At 29.8% G+C, this 18,337-nt stretch carries 15 protein-coding genes; 14 read left to right on the forward strand and 1 reads right to left on the reverse strand.

Annotated features, from left to right (window positions below):
- Nucleotides 1-58: 58 nt before the first annotated feature.
- Entirely contained in the window at nucleotides 59-247 is a 189-nt protein-coding gene (locus CDLVIII_RS13905) for a hypothetical protein (RefSeq protein WP_009170074.1), read from the reverse strand.
- A 215-nt stretch (nucleotides 248-462) separates the two neighbouring features.
- On the opposite strand from CDLVIII_RS13905, the gene CDLVIII_RS13910 reads away from it, so the two are divergent.
- The 14 genes from CDLVIII_RS13910 to CDLVIII_RS13975 all read left to right on the forward strand — a co-directional run bounded on the left by CDLVIII_RS13910 (nucleotide 463) and on the right by CDLVIII_RS13975 (nucleotide 18,193).
- The gene (locus tag CDLVIII_RS13910) at nucleotides 463-2,415 is read left to right on the forward strand and encodes a YgiQ family radical SAM protein (protein WP_009170075.1); all 1,953 of its coding nucleotides are present in this window, start codon (nucleotides 463-465) and stop codon (nucleotides 2,413-2,415) included.
- A 482-nt stretch (nucleotides 2,416-2,897) separates the two neighbouring features.
- Nucleotides 2,898-3,815, forward strand: a complete 918-nt coding sequence (locus CDLVIII_RS13915; protein ID WP_009170076.1) for an AEC family transporter — start codon at nucleotides 2,898-2,900, stop codon at nucleotides 3,813-3,815.
- Between the two features lie 173 nt (nucleotides 3,816-3,988).
- Nucleotides 3,989-4,747 (forward strand): exodeoxyribonuclease III, encoded by a 759-nt coding sequence (locus CDLVIII_RS13920; protein ID WP_009170077.1) that lies wholly within the window; start codon nucleotides 3,989-3,991, stop codon nucleotides 4,745-4,747.
- Nucleotides 4,748-4,927: 180 nt separating this feature from the next.
- Nucleotides 4,928-5,719, forward strand: coding sequence for an HAD-IIA family hydrolase (locus tag CDLVIII_RS13925; protein WP_009170078.1), 792 nt, complete (start codon nucleotides 4,928-4,930; stop codon nucleotides 5,717-5,719).
- Between the two features lie 282 nt (nucleotides 5,720-6,001).
- On the forward strand, nucleotides 6,002-6,604 hold the full coding sequence (locus tag CDLVIII_RS13930) for a CoA pyrophosphatase (RefSeq protein WP_009170079.1): 603 nt from the start codon (nucleotides 6,002-6,004) through the stop codon (nucleotides 6,602-6,604).
- 398 nt (nucleotides 6,605-7,002) lie between these two features.
- Nucleotides 7,003-8,715 carry a methyl-accepting chemotaxis protein gene (locus tag CDLVIII_RS13935; RefSeq protein WP_009170080.1) on the forward strand — a complete coding sequence of 571 codons (1,713 nt, stop codon included), beginning with the start codon at nucleotides 7,003-7,005 and terminating at the stop codon, nucleotides 8,713-8,715.
- Nucleotides 8,716-9,007: 292 nt separating this feature from the next.
- On the forward strand, nucleotides 9,008-9,865 hold the full coding sequence (locus tag CDLVIII_RS13940; protein WP_009170081.1) for an AraC family transcriptional regulator: 858 nt from the start codon (nucleotides 9,008-9,010) through the stop codon (nucleotides 9,863-9,865).
- Nucleotides 9,866-9,977: 112 nt separating this feature from the next.
- Nucleotides 9,978-11,351 carry an MFS transporter gene (locus CDLVIII_RS13945; protein ID WP_009170082.1) on the forward strand — a complete coding sequence of 458 codons (1,374 nt, stop codon included), beginning with the start codon at nucleotides 9,978-9,980 and terminating at the stop codon, nucleotides 11,349-11,351.
- A gap of 83 nt (nucleotides 11,352-11,434) precedes the next feature.
- A complete protein-coding gene (gene yicI, locus CDLVIII_RS13950) occupies nucleotides 11,435-13,750 on the forward strand; it encodes an alpha-xylosidase (RefSeq protein WP_009170083.1) in 2,316 nt (771 codons plus the stop codon).
- A 174-nt stretch (nucleotides 13,751-13,924) separates the two neighbouring features.
- Nucleotides 13,925-14,593 (forward strand): GntR family transcriptional regulator, encoded by a 669-nt coding sequence (locus tag CDLVIII_RS13955; protein WP_009170084.1) that lies wholly within the window; start codon nucleotides 13,925-13,927, stop codon nucleotides 14,591-14,593.
- Nucleotides 14,594-14,773: 180 nt separating this feature from the next.
- Nucleotides 14,774-15,559: a transporter substrate-binding domain-containing protein gene (locus CDLVIII_RS13960; protein ID WP_009170085.1), complete on the forward strand. Its 786-nt coding sequence runs from the start codon at nucleotides 14,774-14,776 to the stop codon at nucleotides 15,557-15,559.
- A 460-nt stretch (nucleotides 15,560-16,019) separates the two neighbouring features.
- Nucleotides 16,020-16,802 (forward strand): transporter substrate-binding domain-containing protein, encoded by a 783-nt coding sequence (locus CDLVIII_RS13965; RefSeq protein ID WP_009170086.1) that lies wholly within the window; start codon nucleotides 16,020-16,022, stop codon nucleotides 16,800-16,802.
- A 16-nt stretch (nucleotides 16,803-16,818) separates the two neighbouring features.
- Nucleotides 16,819-17,481, forward strand: a complete 663-nt coding sequence (locus CDLVIII_RS13970) for an amino acid ABC transporter permease (protein ID WP_009170087.1) — start codon at nucleotides 16,819-16,821, stop codon at nucleotides 17,479-17,481.
- Complete coding sequence (locus tag CDLVIII_RS13975; protein WP_009170088.1) at nucleotides 17,465-18,193, forward strand: amino acid ABC transporter ATP-binding protein; 729 nt, start codon at nucleotides 17,465-17,467, stop codon at nucleotides 18,191-18,193. The genes CDLVIII_RS13970 and CDLVIII_RS13975 overlap by 17 nt, the downstream gene beginning before the upstream one ends.
- Nucleotides 18,194-18,337: the final 144 nt, after the last annotated feature.

Raw genomic sequence — 18,337 nt, forward strand, 5'->3', positions numbered from 1 at the left:
TCATCTTTTGTATCTTAACAATTTTGAATAATTTTAAGAATTAGGCATCATTTATTTTCTACAATAAGAATAATAAAGGTAATAAGAAATCCCAATTGTTATAATATCCATAATAATTTGGGAATCCATAATTTCCGTATCCATTGAAGTTACCATAACCGTAGTTTCCATAGTTTCCATATCCATAGTTAGGAGTTTGGCAGCAGCATTCATGATGGTGATGGTGGTGCTTACAACAATTACTCATAATTTAATTTCTCCTTTTGTATATCATAATCATTTGTTCGGCATATTTTAGGTTTTAATCATTAATACACCTTACATATTACTAATATATTGAACATAATAAAAAAGTGTTACACGTAAGAGTTAATTAATGCAAAATTCAAGTGTATTAAACGAAAAACATTTATGATATAATATGCAAAGAGAAAAAATAAGTAATGTAGTGTAGGTGAAAAAATGACAAGTGAAAAGAAGTTTTTGCCCATAAGTAAAAAGGATATGAGAGAAAGAGGCTGGGATGAATGTGATTTCATAATTGTTACAGCTGATGCATATATAGATCATCATAGTTTTGGAACTGCAATTATCTCAAGGGTTCTTGAAGCTAATGGATATAAAGTTGGTATTATACCACAGCCGGATTGGAAAAGTCTTTATGATTTTCAGAGGCTCGGAAGACCTAAATATGCATTTTTGGTTAATGCGGGAAATATGGACTCTATGGTTAATCATTATACTGTAAGTAAAAAACTTAGAGAGAAAGATCTATACTCTCCAGGTGGAGAAATGGGCCATAGACCGGATAGAGCAACTATTGTATATTGTAATAAAATAAGAGAAGCGTATAAAGATGTAGATATCGTTATTGGTGGAATAGAAGCCAGCCTTAGAAGATTTGCTCATTATGATTATTGGAGCGATAAAGTAAGAAAGTCAATGTTAGTTGATAGTAACGCTGATCTTTTGATTTACAGCATGGGTGAAAAGCAAATTGTAGCTGTTGCAGAAAGCTTAAAAAATAAAGTGCGTGCAAAGGATATTACTTATGTAAGAGGAACTTGTTATCTGACTGAAAGTTTAGATGATATTCAAGATTATATTGAAATTCCTTCGTACAAAGAAGTTTGTGATGATAAATACAAATATGCGCAGGCTAGCAGAATTGAAGATGAAGAGCAAGATTCGGTTAGAGGACGCATTATTGTACAAAAGCATGGAAATAAATATTTAGTTCAGAATGTTCCTGAGACGCCTTTAAATAGAGAGGAATTGGATGATGTATATAATCTTCCATACATGAGAAATTATCATCCTGTTTATGAAGCAAAAGGCGGAATACCAGCTATTGAGGAAGTTAAGTTCAGCACAGTAAGTTCAAGAGGCTGTTTTGGCGATTGTAAATTTTGTGCTATAACATTTCATCAAGGACGAGTGGTTCAAAGCAGAAGTAAAGAATCGATATTAAAAGAGATTGAAGAAATAACTGAAATGCCAGATTTTAAAGGATATATACATGATGTTGGAGGACCTACTGCAAACTTTAGAAAGCCAGCCTGCAGCAAACAATTAGCTTTTGGAGCATGTAAGGGGAAAGAGTGCTTATCACCAGATGTATGCAAAAACATGGAAGTTGATCATACTGAATATTTGGAGCTCCTTAGAGCTATAAGGAAAGTTCCTAAAGTTAAAAAAGCATTTGTACGTTCTGGTCTTAGATATGATTACATTATGGCTGATAAAGATGATACATTCTTTAAAGAATTAGTTGAACATCATGTAAGTGGAAAGCTAAAAGTAGCTCCAGAACATATATCTAAAGATGTTCTAAAATATATGGGTAAGCCAGCAGGCGAGACATATGATAGATTTGTAGCTAAGTTTGAAAAAATAACAAAAAAGCTTGGTAAAAAGCAATACATAATTCCGTATTTGATGTCATCTCATCCTGGAAGTACTTTAAAATGTGCTGTTGAACTTGCGGAGTACTTAAGAGATATTAATTATCAGCCAGAGCAGGTACAAGATTTTTATCCAACACCAGGAACGTTAGCAACTACAATGTATTATACAGGGCTTGATCCAATGACAATGAAGGAAGTTTATGTGCCTAAGAGTAAGCATGAAAAGGCTATGCAGAGAGCACTTCTTCAGTTTAAAAATCCTAAATATTATACCTTGGTATACGAAGCCTTAACAGAGGCAGGACGAACAGATTTAATTGGAAATGATACTAGATGTCTTATAAAGGATAAAAGTAACAAGTCGAAGAATAATACATATAATAAATATAAAGAAAGCAAAACAAATGGTAAGAGTAATAAAAATACTATTTATAGAGAAATTAAAAATAAACAGCCTAATCATAAGAATAAAAAGCATAAAAGTAGAACAGAAGTTAAATATAAATAGATAAATAGATAAATAATATTGTAACGTTTAGAAGCTAGAAAGAATTTTCTTAAAATGTGAACTTTGAAAATTTGTAGAAACTAGTGAAGCTGACCAGCAATTAAATACGATTGTTGGTCTTTTTTATATGAAATTATACATTGTAAACTGCATGTTGCTAATTATTAATTGAAGTGTGGTGCAACCATTTTTTTGTATAAGAGAACTTGGATAGTGTAGGATGATTTTGGTATATAGGGAAAGTAAATTTAAGATAAATATTATGGAAAGTATCTTGCTGTTAGCTGATAATGGCAGTAATATAGCGATTGAAAGATATATCTTAATTTTAATGTGTAAATGTATCTAAAAATAAAATTGGGTTTTATAAGATAAGTTGCTATAATAGGATAGTGATAGCAGGTGCTATTATTATTTGTACATTTGATTGAAAAATTGTTTAATTTTACAATTTATAGATTACAGAAGAAGGAGTTATATAAATGGGGGAAATATTAATAAAAGCGTTTAGCTTTGTGCTTATTATCATACTAGGATATGTTTTTAAAAGAAGAGGTTTGTTTGAAAGTAAGGACTATAAGATTGTTACCAAAATAATTATGAATATTACTTTGCCATGCGCTCTTATTACTGGATTTGCAAATTTCAAAATGGATAATTCAATGCTTTTTATTATTTTATTTGGATTTTTAGCTAATATTATTATGTCATCAATAGGCTTTATTTTAGCGAGAAACAAAGACAATAAAGAAAAGGCTTTTAATATGCTTAACCTTGCAGGATACAATATAGGATGTTTTACACTTCCATATGTGCAAAGTTTTTTAGGACCATATGCAGTTGGAATAGCAAGTCTTTTTGATACTGGTAATTCGATAATGTGTACCGGAGGAACTTATGCGATTGCTTCAGGAATAGCAGGTGAAGGTGGAAAGCAAAGCATTAAAGGATTTCTGAAAAAAATGTTTTCGTCTGTACCTTTTGACACATATCTGTTTATGTTTATTGTAACAATATCGGGAATACGATTGCCACAAGCAATATATAATGTGACTTCAAATTTGAGTGCTGGGAATGCTTTTTTGTCCATGCTTATGATAGGTATGGTTTTTGAGTGCAATTTTAAAAAAGAACAATTAGTTAAAGTTGCATCAATGCTGGGAATTCGTTATTTAAGTGCTGTAATATTTGCTTTGATAATTTATTTCTTAGTACCTTTTTCGGTAGAGATAAAGCATGTTTTAGTAATACTAGTATTTGGTCCAGTTTCTGTTCTTTCGCCAGTATTCACGGGGTTATGCAAAAGTGATGAAGGATTAGCTGGGGTGGTAAATTCTATGTGCATTCCAGTAAGCATATGTATTATTACTTTTTTGATATTCTTTTTTCAGGCAGCATAGAGGTATCTATATATACTAAAGATCTCCATTACGATTGTAGGTGGAGATCTTTAGCATTTTATAAGCTATAAATATTTAATTTGTTCCGTATAAAAAATAATATAGATTATATTTACAACATGTTATATAATAATAATTATTAGTTGAGAAAATTTGCTAAGGAGGGTGTAATATTGAAAAAACTAATTTCATGGAATGTTAATGGATTGAGAGCCTGTGTTAATAAAGGCTTTTTAGAATATTTTAAAGAAGCCGATGCAGATATATTTTGTATACAAGAAAGTAAACTTCAAGAAGGCCAAATAGATTTAAAATTAGAAGGTTATAAAGATTATTGGAATTATGCAGAGAAAAAAGGATATTCAGGAACTGCTGTATTCACAAAAGAGGAACCTATTAGTGTAAAAAATGGAATTGGAATAAGTGAACATGATACTGAAGGGCGAGTTATAACGTTAGAATTTAAGGAATTTTATTTAGTTAATGTATATACTCCAAATTCTAAACAAGGTCTTGAGAGGCTTGATTATCGAATGGTTTGGGAAGATGTTTTTAGAAAATATTTAAAGGAACTGGAAGAGAAGAAACCAGTGATAATATGTGGGGATTTAAATGTTGCTCATGAGGATATTGATCTTAAAAATCCTAAAGCTAATAGAAAAAATGCTGGATTTACAGATGAAGAGAGAAATAAGATATCAGAGCTTTTAGAGGCAGGCTTTATAGATACTTATAGATATTTTTATCCTAATACAGAAGGAGTATATTCCTGGTGGTCATATAGATTTAATGCTAGAGGTAATAATGCTGGGTGGAGAATTGATTACTTTTTGGCATCAGAAAGTTTAAAAGATAAATTAGTAGATGCTAAAATTCATATGAATGTAATGGGATCAGATCACTGTCCTGTAGAAGTTATGGTTAATTTATAAAGTCATAAGAGTATAATTATAATTACATATTATTAATTATGCTCTTAAATTAATCATTGCAAATTTTTAATTGCAACATATATATTAGAACTTTAAATTCTGTTTATAAATTTAAATATATTATATAATAATAGTATATACAGTAGAAAGTAATAAATTTGTTTTATGGAGAGTAAAGATATGCTAAAAGATAAAAAATTGTTTTTACTAGATATTGATGGAACAATTGCATTAGATACTACATTAATAGATGGAACATTGGATTTTATGAATCATGTGTTAAGGATTGGGGGTAAATATATTTTTATAACAAATAATTCTACTACCAGCATTCAGGACTATATTACAAAATTTAAAAAGTTTGAAATTAAAGTAGATGAAACAAGCTTCGTGACATCATCTTATGCAACAGCATTATATTTAAGAGAAACGTATAGGGATAAAAAGATATTTGTACTTGGGACAGCTTCGTTCATTCAGGAACTAAGAAGTTTTGATATAAATGTCACTGAAGAACAAGAAGATGATATTGTATGTGCAGTAGTAGGGTTTGATAATGAATTAAACTATAGAAAGATAGAAAATATATGTGAATTACTATTAACTAGAGATATTGACTATGTAGCAACAAATCCGGATTTTGTCTGTCCGACGCGCTTTGGTTTTGTGCCTGACTGTGGGTCTATATGTCAAATGATAGGAAATGCAGTTAAAAGAGAACCTTTGTATATTGGAAAGCCTAATAAAGCAATTGTTGAAATGTGCTTAAAGCAGACTGGATTTACAAAAGACGAAACTTTAGTTATAGGAGATAGGCTTTACACGGATATTGCTTGTGGAATTAATGGTGGTGTGGATACTGCGGTACTATTTACTGGAGAAGCTACCAAAGAGGATTTAGTTGATACAGAATTTAAACCAACATATAGCTTTGAAACAATTAAGGATTTGTATAAGGAATTGGCTTTTTAATTGAAATTTAATATACAGAAAAGTATCAGTTATACATATAAATCTAAATTGTTTATAGTAAGATAATTCTATACATATGGAATTAAAATTTTTATTTAATTTAAAATTCCTAAATTAAATAAAGTATCATTTAAAGGAAATGTATAATTGTGACAAGTTTAATTTATTAGTAACTGCATTTTAGCTGATAATTTCTATAGCTATATGGATATAATAATTATTAGCAAAATGTAGTTTTTTATTATAAACAATGAGAAGTCAATCTAAGTTAGGGGGGAATATATGGACATAGAAAGTATAAAAATTAAAATACAAGGAACTAAACCATATATTAATGGTTGGGAAAAAATGAAAAGGTCTTCTGTAATTATTCCACTAGTGAAAATAAAAGATGAGGTTTGTATATTGTTTGAAATGAGAGCCAAAAAGTTAAATAGCCAGCCTGGAGATATATGCTTTCCAGGCGGAAGAATAGATGGAAGTGAAACACCTAAAGAAGCAGCAGTAAGAGAAATATTTGAGGAGCTTGGAATTAATAATATTGATGTAATAAATGAATTAGATACGGTAGTAAGATATGATGGAATTATAATTCATCCTTTCTTAGGGGTTATTAAAGAGGTTGAAGAAATCAAAATAAATGAAAGTGAGGTCGATCATGTATTTTATGTTCCACTAGATTATTTACTAAATCATAAATACTTAGAGGTAAATGGAAAAATAAATATAGATAGATCAAAAGATTTTCCATATCATTTGATAGTCAATAAAGAAAACTATAAGTTTAGAGAAGCTAACTATAAATATTTATTTTATAAGTATAAGGATTATAATATTTGGGGAATCACAGCGGAAATGCTGCATAATTTTTTGAAGAAATTATAATACGGTTAGGTTTAAATCTAATCAAGGTGTAGAAAATAATGAAAAATAAAAGTAATAAGAAATTATAAGATTAGGATTAAGGGAAACCTTAATCTTTTTCTATAAAAATTTAAAATTTGATTGGAAAATCAATTTAATACAAAAAATCTAGTTATGAGCCTATCTACAATAATTTACATAGTATGATAATTGTCACCTGTTTGCCATAATTTACAGTTAATATTAAGACAATGACATAATAAATTTTAGCAGAACTACTAATTGAATAACAGTATTCTTAAAAAAATACAAACTTAAAAATTTAAATTGAATTTCAAAGATGAGATTGATTAGTACATGCATTATAAGGTAGTGGTTTCAAGGTAAATTAGTAATATGAATATGGGGAGGAATTAAAAATGCTTATTTTAAAGAATATAAAAGTAAAAACTAAATTAATATCATCTTTTCTTATTATGGCTATGTTAATAGCTATTGTAGGTATGATAGGAAGAGCATCATTAAAAACATCAGATGCAAATTCAAAAGCCATGTATAATGACGACTTACAGTCAATACAGTTGCTTACAGATATTAAACAGTCGTTACTCAGCAGCAAGAGTAATATTATTGAATTAACCTATGTTAAAGATGCTTCAAAAAAAGATGATTTAGAAAAACAGATTCAATCTAATATAGAAACAGAAGATAAAGATATATCAAACTATGAAGATATTCAGATGGACACCCTTGAAAAGCAATTGTGGCCAACAATTAAAGAGCAACTTAGCCAGTATAGAACGTTAACAGATAAGGTTATTAAACTTATAGATGATGGTGAATATGATGAAGCAGCTAATCAATATCAACAAATAGGAGATATTAGAAATTCGCTTATGGAGAATATAGGTAAGATAATAGATATAAATGTTAATAGCGCAAAGACAGATAATTTAACAAACAATGATATATATGTACATAGCGATCATATAATGATAATACTTGTCATAGCAGGATTAATATTAGCATTAGCAATTGGATTAATTATTTCAAGGGACATAAATACATCATTACTTAAAATAAAAGAATTTGCTGAAAACTTAGCGAAATATGATTTATCAAAGGATTTTCAAATTATAAGAAAAGATGAATTTGGGAAAACAAGTTCAGCTCTCACAAAAGCTCAGCAAAACATTAAAGACCTCGTAAGTGTTATTATGAATAGTTCGCAAAAGATGAGTGATTCAAGTGAAGAACTTTCAGCGACAGTAGAGGAATTATCAGCAAAAACTGAAGAGATAAATAATGCTGTAACTAATATAGTAGCTGGAATACAAGAAACAAGTGCAGTTACAGAAGAGGTGACTGCATCTATAGAAGAAGTTGACTTAAATATTGGAGAGCTTTCTGGAAAAGCCATGGAAGGAAGCAATAATGCAGTCCAATCTAAAGAAAGAGCTATAGAAGCAGAGAAGTACGGAAAAAAAGCAATAGAAGGAGTTAGAGAACTATATTCTAAGAAGAGAGAGAATATGCTAAATGCAATTGAGGAGGGCAAAGTTGTAGATAATATAAAGGTTATGGCAGATACGATTGCAAGTATATCAGAACAGACTAATTTATTAGCTCTAAATGCTGCTATAGAGGCTGCAAGAGCAGGAGAGCAAGGTAAGGGCTTTGCTATAGTTGCAGAGGAGGTAAGAGAACTTGCTGAACAGTCTTCTAAGGCAGTAGCTTCTATACATGATACTATTGGAAAAGTTCAAGAGGCATTTAAAAATTTATCTGGAAATGGTCAAGACGTGTTAGGTTTTATAAATGAAAATGTGGATCCTCAGTTCAAAGAATTTGAAAAGGTAGGAAATCAATATTATAGGGATTCAGATTTTGTAAGTAAAATGTCAGAAGAGATAGCATCTATGTCAGAAGAACTTACTGCAACAGTTGGTCAGGTGAATGAAGCAATGCAGAATGTGGCTGAAGCCTCACTAAAATCATCAGAACATGTTGAAACAATAAAGGGAAGTATAGATGAAACAGCAAAGGCAATAGAACAAGTGGCATTAACTTCACAAAATCAAACGGAATTTGCACAAAGGCTAAATGAAATGATATTAAAGTTTAAAATATAAATTATACTAGTCCTAAAAAGTAATAAATAGATGAAGTTAAACAAATATTAGAATTGTAATATAAATTTCTATTAAAAAATAAAGTTTCTACATGAATAACATTCAGGTGTTGAGTTAAAGTGTAGAAACTTTTTTGAATTCATATGAATAGAAATATTATGTAAAATCCTCTTGATTTTTTTTAAAGATTGATGCTAAAGTGATAAAATAAATATAGTATTAATGTGAAAGTTAGAATTAGCAATTGTAAATATAGTAAAAAGATATATGAGTAGATCAGGAGGAGGAAAAAATGGATATTTCAAACATGAGGCATGAAATCGTTTCTGAAAATCCAGACATAGAGGTAAAGTTTTATTTATCAATAGATGAAGGTGGGTATGTAGCACCGCACTGGCATAATAGTTTAGAAATAGTCTATATGCTTGAAGGCAGTATTACAGTTGCTTTTGAAAATAAGAAAATTACTGTATTACCAGAAGAATTTATTGTTATAAACTCAAGAAATGTACATGGATTTACAAGTAAGAAAAATCGTGCATTAGTTTTGCAGATACCAAGTGTTGTTTTTGAAAAATATGTTCGCAATATGGACTTGTATTATTTTAATGTTGATATGAATCCAATAGATGAAGCTGAAATTAAAAGGCTAAATAAGATTAAAAAAATATTTCATGATATGTATGAAATATATGATATTCAACCAGAAGGATATTTGCTTAAGTTTAATAGTTTGCTTTACGATATGCTTTTTACTTTGATTCATTCATATTCTTCTAAATTGGCTCTAAAGCAAATAAAAAGAGATAATAAATATTTAGAAAGATTAAAAGGAATCACTATGTTTTTACATAATTGCCATGATGAGCAGATAACAATGCAACAATTGGCAGATAAATTTGGATATAATCCAGATTACATCTCAAGATTCTTTAAAAAGTATATGGGATTAACAGTCATCGAGTATTTATATGAAATTCGAATTAATTATATATATAAAGATTTAATTGATACGGATTTAAATATAAATGATATTTTTGAAAATCATGGATGTAATAATTATAGGGTTGCAATAAAGCTTTTTAAAAAACGATATGGATGTACTCCAAAAGAAAAAAGAAAAGAGAAAAATATGACTATTTCGAAATAAGTCGGAATAGTCATATTTTTATGTCGCTATAATGACTTTTGAATGCGAGGTGTAATTGTTATCATAAATATATGATAACAATTACAATACATTTCGAGGAGGATATAGTGTAATGAACGAGATTAGTAAAAAGATAAAAATCAGTTTTTGGGAAAGGTTTTCTTATGGTTGCGGAGATTTAGGTTGTAATATAATTTATTCAGCTATGTCTGCATTTCTTTTGTATTATTATACTGATTATATAAAAGTAAGTGCACTTGCAGTTGGAACAGTAATGCTAGTTTCAAAATTATTTGATGGTGTAGTGGATTTAGCGATGGGAGTTATAGTAGATAGAACTAAATCAAGATTCGGGAAGTGTCGTTCATGGATATTACGTATGACTATTCCATTTGCACTTGCAGCAGTTTTATTATTTTCGGTGCCAGCAGGCTTGGGTGAAAGTGGAAAAATAATATATATTTTTATTACATATAATTTGGTTTCATCTGTTATTTATACGGCTATAAATGTACCATATGCAACATTAAATGCGTTGATTACGCAAGATCAATATCAACGCTCAATTCTAAGTATTTTTAGAATGACTATGGCAACAGTAGGAACCTTAATAATAACAAATTTAACATTACCTTTAGTAAAGTTATTTGGCGATAATGCTTCAGCATGGACAAAAACCTTTTTAGTGTTTGGTATACTTTCAATTATAGTATTCATGATTACATTTACAGGAACTAAGGAACGGGTAAAACCTTCTGAAAATACACATCAAGAGAAAATACCATTCCATACAGGAGTTAAGTATTTATTTAAAAATAAGTACTGGATAATGATAACAGTGACTTTGGTTCTAATTTTTATAAATTACTCTTTAAATAGTGGGGCAGCAGTTTACTATGCTAAGGTTGTACTAAGAGATCCTAATATGATTGGACCTATGAATTTGATAGCAAGTGTTGTGCAAATTGCAGCAATGTTCTTTACTGCAATTATTATTAAAAGAACCGGAAAGAGAAATATGCTGATTATTGGTTCAGTTATTTATGGCTTAGGATTTGTCATGTTTGGTTTTGTTGGTACAAGCTATGTGGGAATAATGACTGCATCTGCATTAAAAGGTATTGGAAATGCAGGGATTTCATCTTGTATGTTTGCTATTGTTTCTGACACTATTGAATATGGTGAATGGAAAACTGGTTATAGAACAGAAGGATTAGTAAATAGTGCATCAAGTTTTGGATTTAAGGTTGGTAATGGCTTAGGCTCTGCAATGATTGGATGGATCTTGGCATTTGGAGGATATTCAGAAAATGCAGTAACTCAAAGTGCTTCAGCATTAATGTCAATTAATGCAATATTCATTTATATTCCTGCAGTAGTCGTTGTTTTACAAATTTTTGTTATGTCATTTTATCATTTAGATAAAGAATATGACTCAATAGTCGATGGATTGAGTAATGGTAGAAATTTAGCAGTTAACGGGTAGAATTTAAAACAATTAAGTATTTATTTTATTTAAGAATAATTGCAACATTTTGTTGTAAAATTTATATAAATTTGGAGGTAAATATGAAATTTACAAATGGATATTGGCTTTTAAAAGATGGGGTAAATAAAATTAGCCCAATACAAATGATAGATTATAAGATAGAAGATCGAGCTATAGTGATTTATGCATCAGGTAAGGAAATCGCAGATAGGGGACAAACTTTAAATGATCCAATGCTCACCTTTTATGTATCATCGCCTCTTCCTAATATTGTAAGAGTACGAGGCTATCATCATATTGGAGGGATAGATAATGGACCTTCCTTTGAAATATTGGAAAATGATAAGCATAAGGTTAGTATTGAAGATACTGAAGAAGTTCTTTCGCTTACAAGTGGAGATACAACTATAAAAATAGGAAAAAATAATTGGAACTTAAGTTTTTATTATAAAGGAAAGCCTTTAACACAAAGTCAGAAAAATCAATTAGGTTACATTAAAACTGCTGATGGGAATTTCTGGAGAGAACAATTGAATTTAGACATCGGAGAATGTGTGTATGGATTTGGAGAGCAGTTTTCACAGTATGTTAAGAATGGTCAGACTGTAGATATTTGGAATGAAGACGGAGGGACTTGTTCTGATCTTGCTTATAAAAATATTCCGTTTTATTTTACAAGCAAAGGTTATGGTGTGTTTGTGAATCAACCTGAAAAAGTATCTTTCGAAGTTGCAACAGAAGTAGTGTCAAAGTGTCAGTTTTCTGTACAAGGAGAAAAAATAGATTATATGATTATTGGAGGAGATAAACCAAAGGAAGCAATAGAAAGATATACAGATCTTACAGGAAAGCCAGCATTACCACCAGCTTGGTCATTTGGACTGTGGCTTTCAACATCATTTACAACTAACTATGATGAGAATACTGTAAATAGTTTTATTGATGGTATGATAAATCGTGATATTCCGTTAAGTGTATTTCACTTTGATTGTTTTTGGATGAAGGAATATGAATGGTGTAATTTTGAGTGGGATAAAGAGGTATTTCCAGATCCAGCAGGTTTAATATCTAGAATAAAAGCGAAAGGTATAAAAGTGTGTGTATGGATAAATCCATATATAGGACAAAAGTCACCATTGTTTAAAGAAGGAATGGATAATGGATATTTCATAAAAAATAAAGATGGAGGCGTATGGCAGTGGGATATGTGGCAGGCAGGCCAAGGAATAGTTGATTTTACAAATCCAGAAGCTTGCAAATGGTATACTTCATATCTTGAAAAATTAATTGATATGGGAGTAGATTGCTTTAAAACAGATTTTGGAGAGAGAATACCAGTTGATGGGGTATATTTTGATGGATCAGATCCATTGAAAATGCATAACTATTATACGTATTTATATAATAAAACTGTTTTTGATTTACTTAAAGAAAAACTTGGAGAGGAGAATGCAATTGTATTTGCCCGTTCAGCAACAGCAGGAAGTCAAAAGTTTCCAGTACACTGGGGCGGAGACTGTGAATCAAGATTTGAATCTATGGCAGAAACTCTTAGAGGTGGATTATCTTTGATGTCATCAGGATTTGGATTTTGGAGTCATGATATAAGCGGATTTGAAAATACTGCGCCACCAGAAGTATATAAAAGATGGGTACAATTTGGCTTGTTATCATCCCACAGCAGGCTGCATGGATCAAATTCTTATAGAGTCCCTTGGTTGTTTGATGAAGAATCAGTAGATGTTGTCAGGAAATTTACTAAGTTAAAATGCAGATTGATGCCTTACATCTATAATAAAGCCGTAGAGGCGAATAAAAAAGGAATACCCGTAATGAGATCTATGATTATGGAATTTCCAGAGGATAGAGCGTGTGACTATCTTGAAAGACAATACATGTTTGGAGACAGCCTTTTGATAGCTCCAATTTTTAATTTTGAGTCAACTGTTGATTATTATCTACCAAGGGGAAAGTGGACGAATATACTTACAAATGAAATTATAGAAGGAGGATCTTGGATTAATGAAAAATTTGACTTTTTTACTTTACCGCTTATGGCAAAAGAAAATTCAATCATTCCAATAGGCGGCAAAGATAATACCTGCGATTATAATTATTTAGAAAATTTGCAGCTTCATATATTTAATTTAATAAATGAGACAAATGCAGAAATTAATGATGTACAAGGTAAAACTGTGTTCAAAGTAAAGGCAGAAAGAAACGAAAATAAGATAATGATAAAGCTTTCAAATAATTTTGATGGAATTAGAATTGTAATGCGAAATATCCACAATATAAAAAATATTCAAGGTGCATCAATAGAAGATTCTACAGAAGGAATTGTATTATCAGTATTTAAGGATGCAGCAGAAGTTGTATTTGAAATAAATGAATAGAAATTAAAATAGCTATTATATCTAATTACAACTAAAAAAATTTTGATAAAAACTTGACAAAGAATATTTTGTTGAAATATAATAGATTCAAATGAAAGCAATGGAGCATTTATTTATATAGGTGTTTTATTGCTTTTTTTTATTTACATTTGCTGATATATCAGTGGGATTTCAATGAAAGGAGAGATAATTCTGTGTCAGGACGATAAATCATATGCGAAGGAAATATATAAGCATATTAAATTAGATATTTTAAATTTAAAAATAAAAGATGGAGATTTTCTTACATTAGCTGAATTGGCAGATAAGTACAATGTAAGCAAGACACCAGTGAGAGATGCATTAGGAGCATTGGAAATAGAAGGATATCTGAAATCCTTGCCTAGAAAAGGTTATTTAGTAAGGCCTGTAACGCAGAAAAGTATAAGGGAATCTTTCCAAATGAGATCTATTTTAGAAAGAGCTGCTGTAAAATTGGCAGTTAAAACAGCTAGTGAATTAGAGCTGGAAGGTATACACGAATTAGCTATGAAATTTCCAGAGGATTCTAAAGGCAGTGAAATAGCAAAATTTAATGAATTAAATAATGTATTTCACATGTCAATTGTAAGAGCAACTCATAATTCATTATTAATTGAAACTTGTGAGGGAACAATGGAGAATCTTTCTCGAATTTTGTTAATGGATTGCAAGAACTTAGAATTTACAAATGAAAAAGATGATCATGTAAATATTGCAAAAGCCCTGCTTGATAGAAATAGTAAAAAAGCAGAAGAGTTGATAGTAGAACATATTTCGAATTTAGAAACAAGGTTTTATTCTTATGAAAGTATAAAAGCATAAGAAATTAAATTTTATTTAAGCTTTTAATAAAATAAGAAGTTCTTAGTTATGTTTGAATAAAAAAATATAATGCTTCAAACAATACATTAAGAAGGTCTCTTAGTTTATAAAAATATATAAATAATGTTTTAAAAATGCAGATATACTGCGAGCTTAAAATTATTTAAGGGGGATTAATAAATGAACAAAAAAACATTAATAGGAATTTTGCTAGCATCAGTAATGTCGGTAGGTGTATTATCAGGATGCGGAGCAGCAAAAAAGGATTCATCTAATGGCAGTGATGGAAATAAGAAATATGTAATTGCATGTGATGCAAAATATGCACCATTCTCTTTTGAGGAGGATGGAAAGTATAAAGGAATCGATGTAGAACTTTTAGCTGCAATTGCTAAAGAAGAAAATTTTGATTATGATTTAAAGCCAATGGACTTTAATGGAATAATTCCAGGTATTACATCTAATCAATTAGATGGTGCTATAGCTGGTATGAGTATTACAGATGAAAGAAAACAAACATTAGATTTTTCAGATGGATACTTCCAATCAGGATTATCATTAGTTGTTAATAAGGATAATAATGATATTAAGAGTGTAAATGACTTGAATGGAAAAAGTGCATCACTTAAGAAAGGTACAGCAGGAGCAACATTTGCAGAAGACAATGAATCAAAGTATGGATTAAAATTAAATTATTTTGATGATTCTCCATCAATGTTCCAAGCAGTTGAAAACAAGAATTGTGATTTCCTATTAGAAGATTATCCTGTTATCGCTTATAAGATTAAAGTCGATCCAGATTCTAAGCTAAAAATTGCAGGAGATAAATTAACTAATGTTGATTATGGATTTGCAGTTAAAAAAGGTGAAAATGCAGATTTATTAAAGAAGTTTAATGAAGGCCTTAAGAAATTAAAAGATAATGGAGAATATGATAAAATAGTTGGTCAATATATCGCAAAATAGACGAACCTATTTGAAAGTAAGATTCATGTTTTAATTATAATAAAGAGTTATAAGTTTGAGATGGATTTCTCATTTATAACTCTTTGTTGTATAATATAACATTTTATATTATGAAATTGGGACATTTAAGCAACTTGCATAAAATGATAAAAATGAAGGAAGACATGCATCTTGATTCATAATTGAGGATGTATATCTGAGATTATAAATTAATTTTGATACAAGTTAAGTGACATTGAAGCTTTGTCATAATGGGGAAGTATGGAGTTGCAAACAGAAAGGATTATATAGAATAAGAATATAGCCTTATTGACAGTTTTTGAATTGAACTATATAATAAGTTTCATAATGAAAGATATATGGATTATGAGAAATTTGTTGCAGGGGTATTAGATTAATAAATATGCAATGAATTAATATTTTAGTTTAATTAAATAAATTGCAAAGGGGCAAATTAACGATGAATAGAAAAGTATTAGTAAGTATTTTATTAGCATCAGCAATGTCGGTAGGATTATTGGCTGGCTGCGGTGCATCTAAAGGAGATATAAAAGCAGATACGGGAAACAAAAAATATGTAATCGCATGTGACTCTAAGTTTGCACCATTTTCATTTGAGGAAAATGGTAAATATAAAGGTATAGATGTAGAAATCTTAGAGGAAGTTGCTAAAGAAGAAAATTTTGATTACGATCTAAAACCAATGGATTTTAACGGAATAATTCCTGGACTTGCATCTAATCAATTAGATGGAGCTATATCAGCGATGACTATAACTGATGAAAGAAAACAAACTTTGGATTTTTCAGATGGATACTTTGTATCAGGGTTATCAATAGTAGCTAATAAAGATAATAATTCAATTAATAGCATAAATGATTTAAATGGAAAAAGTGTTTCAGTCAAAAAGGGGACAGCAGGAGCGAAATTTGCTGAAGACAATGAAGCTAAATACGGATTGAAATTAAATTATTTTGAAGATTCACCATCAATGTTTCAGGCGGTGGAAAATGGAAATGATGATTTCTTGTTAGAGGATTATCCAGTTATCGCATATAAAATTAAAGTTGACGGTGATTCAAAACTAAAAATTGTTGGAGATAAATTAGATACTGTCGATTATGGATTTGCAGTAAAAAAGGGTGAAAATACAGACTTATTAAATAAATTTAATGAAGGTCTTAAGAAAATAAAAGAAAATGGAAAATATGATCAAATAGTTGGTCAATATATAGGAAAATAGTAAGGAGAAATGAAATATGGAAATCTTTCAATTACTAAAAGATAGCCTTCCTAGCTTACTAAGTGGGCTTTCGGTAACAATAGAAGTTGCAGTTATATCATTAATATTAGCTGTAATATTAGGAATAGTTTTAGGTATATTCAGTATAAGTAATTCAAAAATATTAAAAGGTATATCGACAATATACATATATATAGTTCGTGGAACACCACTTATGGTTCAAGCTTTATTTTTATACTTTGGAGTTGGACAAGCACTTGGCATAAGATTTGATCCTATGGTAGCAGGTATAATAACCCTTACAGTAAATGCAACAGCTTATATGGCTGAAATTTTCAGAGGCGGAATTCAAGCAGTAGACAAAGGTCAAATGGAAGCTGCAAGATGTTTAGGGCTTAGCTATTTTAAAGCTATGAGAAAGGTTATTCTGCCTCAAGCAGTTAAAATCATGATTCCATCTATATTGAATCAATTTATTGTTACACTAAAGGATACATCAATCTTGACGGTTATAAGTATAAGAGAACTTACATCATCTGGACAAATTATAATTGCAAGAAACTTTAAAGCACTTCAAATGTATGCAATTGTAGCATGTATGTATTTTATAGTAATTACAATACTAACTTTAGTATCAAGTTATATAGAAAGGAAAATTAACTATGGTAATAAGCGCTAAGAATTTAAAGAAACGTTATGGACAATTAGAAGTTCTTAAAGATATATCTGTAAATGTAACAGAAGGAGAAGTTCTTTGTATCATAGGACCTTCGGGTTCAGGAAAGAGTACATTCTTAAGGTGTCTAAATGGTTTAGAAGAAATTCAAGCTGGTAGTATAACAATACTAGGACAAGAGCTTGTAAATAATAAAGATATAAATAAGTTAAGAGAAGAAATAGGAATGGTGTTTCAATCCTTTAATTTATTTCCCCATTTAACAGTCCTTGAAAATATGTTGCTTGCACCTTTAGAATTAAAAAAGATGAATAGAAGTGAAGCGACTGAAAAAGCTCTAAATTTATTAGATAAGGTTGGTTTGAAGGATAAAAAGGATGTTTATCCAGACACATTATCAGGGGGACAAAAGCAAAGAGTAGCAATTGCCAGAGCTCTTGAAATGAATCCTAAAATAATGCTATTTGACGAACCAACTTCAGCACTAGATCCTGAAATGGTTGGAGAAGTATTAAAAGTTATGAAGGATTTAGCACAAGAAGGAATGACTATGGTTGTTGTAACTCATGAAATGAACTTTGCTAAAGAGGTATCTGATAGAGTTATATTTATGGATCAAGGATATATTGTAGAAGAAGGAGATCCAAAAGAAATATTTACAGCTCCTACAAGTGAAAGATGCAAAGAATTCTTGGATAAAGTAATTAATAATTAATATGAGGCATAGTTAAAATGCCTAATATAAAAGCATTGTTTAAATTTCTAATGTAAATGAAATTGTATAAACAATGCTTTGTTTATATAAATATTCATAGCAGAAATTTTAAAGATTCAGAAAAATATATCGCTATAAAATATT

Source organism: Clostridium sp. DL-VIII (assembly GCF_000230835.1).
Taxonomy (GTDB): domain Bacteria; phylum Bacillota; class Clostridia; order Clostridiales; family Clostridiaceae; genus Clostridium.

Excerpts from the sequence above, each read along its gene's own strand:
- CDLVIII_RS13925 (WP_009170078.1), top strand. The coding sequence starts at position 4,928 with ATGCTAAAAGATAAAAAATTGTTTTTACTAGATATTGATGGAACAATT.
- CDLVIII_RS13910 (WP_009170075.1), top strand. The coding sequence starts at position 463 with ATGACAAGTGAAAAGAAGTTTTTGCCCATAAGTAAAAAGGATATGAGA.
- CDLVIII_RS13940 (WP_009170081.1), top strand. The coding sequence starts at position 9,008 with ATGGATATTTCAAACATGAGGCATGAAATCGTTTCTGAAAATCCAGAC.
- CDLVIII_RS13965 (WP_009170086.1), top strand. The coding sequence starts at position 16,020 with ATGAATAGAAAAGTATTAGTAAGTATTTTATTAGCATCAGCAATGTCG.
- CDLVIII_RS13970 (WP_009170087.1), top strand. The coding sequence starts at position 16,819 with ATGGAAATCTTTCAATTACTAAAAGATAGCCTTCCTAGCTTACTAAGT.
- CDLVIII_RS13935 (WP_009170080.1), top strand. The coding sequence starts at position 7,003 with ATGCTTATTTTAAAGAATATAAAAGTAAAAACTAAATTAATATCATCT.
- CDLVIII_RS13945 (WP_009170082.1), top strand. The coding sequence starts at position 9,978 with ATGAACGAGATTAGTAAAAAGATAAAAATCAGTTTTTGGGAAAGGTTT.
- CDLVIII_RS13905 (WP_009170074.1), bottom strand. The coding sequence starts at position 247 with ATGAGTAATTGTTGTAAGCACCACCATCACCATCATGAATGCTGCTGC.
- CDLVIII_RS13960 (WP_009170085.1), top strand. The coding sequence starts at position 14,774 with ATGAACAAAAAAACATTAATAGGAATTTTGCTAGCATCAGTAATGTCG.
- CDLVIII_RS13915 (WP_009170076.1), top strand. The coding sequence starts at position 2,898 with ATGGGGGAAATATTAATAAAAGCGTTTAGCTTTGTGCTTATTATCATA.
- CDLVIII_RS13975 (WP_009170088.1), top strand. The coding sequence starts at position 17,465 with ATGGTAATAAGCGCTAAGAATTTAAAGAAACGTTATGGACAATTAGAA.
- yicI (WP_009170083.1), top strand. The coding sequence starts at position 11,435 with ATGAAATTTACAAATGGATATTGGCTTTTAAAAGATGGGGTAAATAAA.
- CDLVIII_RS13930 (WP_009170079.1), top strand. The coding sequence starts at position 6,002 with ATGGACATAGAAAGTATAAAAATTAAAATACAAGGAACTAAACCATAT.
- CDLVIII_RS13955 (WP_009170084.1), top strand. The coding sequence starts at position 13,925 with ATGAAAGGAGAGATAATTCTGTGTCAGGACGATAAATCATATGCGAAG.